The organism is Acinetobacter tjernbergiae DSM 14971 = CIP 107465 (assembly GCF_000374425.1).
Taxonomy (GTDB): Bacteria; Pseudomonadota; Gammaproteobacteria; order Pseudomonadales; family Moraxellaceae; genus Acinetobacter; species Acinetobacter tjernbergiae.
In genome coordinates, this window is record NZ_KB894395.1 from 1 (window position 1) to 3,234 (window position 3,234).

Sequence of the window (3,234 nt, forward strand, 5' to 3'; positions counted from 1 at the left end):
CCATTATGTTAAATAGGGAATCTTACAAGCTTTTAGATAATTTATGATTGGTTATTTTTTGATCTAAAAAAGTTATTTTTTAGGGAATAGTGATCTTTTAAATATAGATATATTTATATCACCAAGTTAATTAAATGAAAGGACAATGCTATGGGTAAGTTAGTAAATGGACCAAGTACAACCGGTAATCCATCTGGTGGCGGTCGCGGAAATAATCCTCCTAAAGGTAAGTAATTTTTAAGTATCTAGAGCTTGTTTAATCCATAGCTGGTTGAGCAAGCTCTTTTAAATCACTAGGCCATTGGCTTGACTCTGAATAAGAGATTCTATTTTTATAATAATCAGAAAACAGCTCCCAAAACTCATAATAGATCCCATGCATAAAGGCCTCATTTTTAGGTCTAGACTCACAGTCATTCTGGAAAAATCTATATATAAACCATATTAAAAACATATGGTTATAAGACTTGTATTCAGCTTTCACATCTAGCAAAATATTTATTGTTTCTTGAGTAATCTCTTTTGAAACAGCAGTTTGAATATCATTGCGTTCAGTTTTTTCTGAAAGCAACCAGATGAAATCTGTATAGCTAATAGGAAAGCCTTCATTAGCTTTTCTTATAAAGTTGTCTTTTTTATCAGTGTAATTTAGTAAATAGTTTGAAAAATTTAAACCACGGCAAGTAGAGGGCTTTTTATCATCTAGCTTTAAAGCGGCAAATGTTGCCATTAGAGTCAATAAGCTACGACTAGGATTAGTCCATAAAGCCTTATGTTTACTAGTTTTAGTAAACTTACCATCCTTGCACTGAAAGTTTTTTGGGTTCAATTTTTTTTGGAATAGCCAGCCCAAACATATTGGCTCAATATCATTAAAGAGCAAACGATGAGTTAATAGATCTAAATGAGAAAGAATAGAATAAAGATTTAAGGTAAATACAGTTTGTGAAAGGATATCGGAATTATTGAGACTAATAGCTTCTTTCCAAAAATCATCTAAAGTTTGATCTTGAATTTTTAAGGGACCAAAACTAGTCAAAAAATGCTTTAACTGATTAAAGTTATGCTCATTTAAATCATTATTAACGTTATCAACTAACTGGATATGATCCCAAAACAATGAAAACTCAGCGTCTTTAGGGAAGCGGATTATTCTAAAGAACTCAGTAAAGTTGTTTTCATTTTTAAATATCTTTTCCATATCACTATGTAATATCCTGAAATTATTTAATAATCTGTCAGTTGTCTTTAATACCGCATTCTTTTGTTTTTGGGTTAATTCACTAAAATCAATATTCCCTAAATGTGTAATTCTTTTGGTTTCATTTCTTATGTGAGCTGCCTGATGTTTATCTATGTTAAAAATGATTTGGTTTAGAAAAGTTTGGGTCAAAGTCATTTAATTATCTACTCTATTAGTTCAGTCTTAGCTGATTTAATAATAATACGCCTTATGCGAAACACTTTAACTTTTCCTTTCGCATCAATATCTTAAAGTAAGGCGTTCTAGAGTTCAGCGCACTGGAGCGGCTTTTTCGTGACTATTCACGTTCCACGTCTATTCCATGATCATTTTTCTGTATTTTTATTCATCTAGATTAAACAATCTTGATTAATCATAGGGTCTAAAAAAACGACTCCAAAACCCTCTTTTCTCAGGCTCTGGTTCAATGTGTTCAGGCACAGGTATGCGCTTATTTTCAGTTTCAACTGGAGTAGTCAATTCATCAGCTTTCAGCTCAGGTTCTTTCTGAGGATCTGTTGCTATATTTTGCTCATGTTTTTGATCGATAAACGTAGTTATATTAGCTTTTGGGGCTTCTAGTAGACGTTGCATCGTCTCAATTTGATTCTGATAAAAAGATTCACGTTCTTTAGCATCTTCAAGTTGATTTTTTAACATGTCTATTTGTTGTCTAAGCAGTAAATTTTCTGTCGAATTTTGACTGTCTACTTTTACAGGTTCTTTTACACTTTGTTTTTTAGATGGTTCACCGAACACACGGATTGCTTCAGATAAATCAATTTTATTATCTGAATTTTTGCTTAATATTCCTTTATTTATATGATTATAAATAGTTTGTCTATTTATGCTATATAACTTAGATAACTCAACAACAGAAAGACTTTTCATTGTGTAAAACTATGCCTAATCTTGTAAAAATAATATGTCTAATAGGCTGTCTATTAGACAACCTTTATAGACTAAACTTTTAAATCTAAATTGTCTAAATAATCTGAATATTTGTCTAAATTTACAGGGTCTTTTAATAGTTGTTTAATCCTTTTGGCAAAGTTTTCATAGCTTTCACCAGCTTCACTAAATTGGCTAGAAAAAGCAGAGTCATAAGCCAACTTATTTGCAAATAAATCTAGTTGTTTCTCTGTTAGGTTAGCTTTTTTAGGCTTAACTTTTTTACGTTCCTGTTTTTGTTTGAATGTGAAGGAGAAACCAGAAATTGTTCTGCCAGTTTTATGTTGTTGATAGTTAGCAGTTATATCTGTTAGTTCATTAACTTGTTTCAAGGCAAAATCTAGGACATAGGTTTTAAAATTACTCATAGTCTTGTATTGAGTAGCTTCAACGCCTAGTTGTTGTCTAAAGGTTGATAGATTAAAAACTGGTGTTTGGCCACTAGATCTCCATTGGATTAGTAGCTCATATAAGCGAATGGCGTATGTACTTGTTAATTTGGAAACTTGTTGTATTTCATATTTAGTAAAATTTTCTTCTAATCTGGTAATTAGAGGAACAATATCTTGAGTGAAACGTAAGAATACAACTCCTGATTGATGTTCATAACCAATTTTATCCACCCATCTACAATGGAAACTTCTGTCTTTACCTGTTTTTGGATTTATATCGTGATACGTAACATAACGATCAAATAAGCTTCTCGAGGCATCCCTAAGAACGGTATATGCAGTATGTTTTTCAACATTAAAAGTATTTATGTAGCTACTAGCATGAACTTCCAACAAGCTATTTTCCGTGATGCCTTGACCCGTTTCTCTTGCTTCAGCTATTGCCAAAAGAATAAGACGTTGCTCAACAGTATCTAATGTATAACTTGCTTGAATCAGAGCATTATCTTTTACAACTAACTCGGCCATTTTTTTAATATAAATCAAATTTAACTAGGTCATACCATAAACTATTTTAACTAGGTTGTAAAACGACCTATTAATTAGGTCGATAAACCTAGTTTTATGGGTCGATAAACCTAGTTTTAT

The 3,234-nt window shown here is 31.5% G+C and carries 3 protein-coding genes; all 3 read right to left on the reverse strand.

Features of this window, described 5'->3' with window-relative positions; translation table 11 throughout:
* Nucleotides 1–256: 256 nt before the first annotated feature.
* Nucleotides 257–1,399 carry a hypothetical protein gene (locus C502_RS18565; protein WP_018680118.1) on the reverse strand — a complete coding sequence of 381 codons (1,143 nt, stop codon included), beginning with the start codon at nucleotides 1,397–1,399 and terminating at the stop codon, nucleotides 257–259.
* Between the two features lie 213 nt (nucleotides 1,400–1,612).
* Nucleotides 1,613–2,134 carry a plasmid replication DNA-binding protein gene (locus tag C502_RS0117855; RefSeq protein WP_018680119.1) on the reverse strand — a complete coding sequence of 174 codons (522 nt, stop codon included), beginning with the start codon at nucleotides 2,132–2,134 and terminating at the stop codon, nucleotides 1,613–1,615.
* A 71-nt stretch (nucleotides 2,135–2,205) separates the two neighbouring features.
* Nucleotides 2,206–3,114, reverse strand: a complete 909-nt coding sequence (gene repM / locus C502_RS0117860) for a replication initiation protein RepM (protein ID WP_018680120.1) — start codon at nucleotides 3,112–3,114, stop codon at nucleotides 2,206–2,208.
* Nucleotides 3,115–3,234 lie beyond the last annotated feature (120 nt).

Bases quoted from the DNA above. Each gene is read 5' to 3' on its own strand.
- repM (WP_018680120.1), bottom strand. From the start codon at position 3,114: ATGGCCGAGTTAGTTGTAAAAGATAATGCTCTGATTCAAGCAAGTTAT.
- C502_RS18565 (WP_018680118.1), bottom strand. From the start codon at position 1,399: ATGACTTTGACCCAAACTTTTCTAAACCAAATCATTTTTAACATAGAT.
- C502_RS0117855 (WP_018680119.1), bottom strand. From the start codon at position 2,134: ATGAAAAGTCTTTCTGTTGTTGAGTTATCTAAGTTATATAGCATAAAT.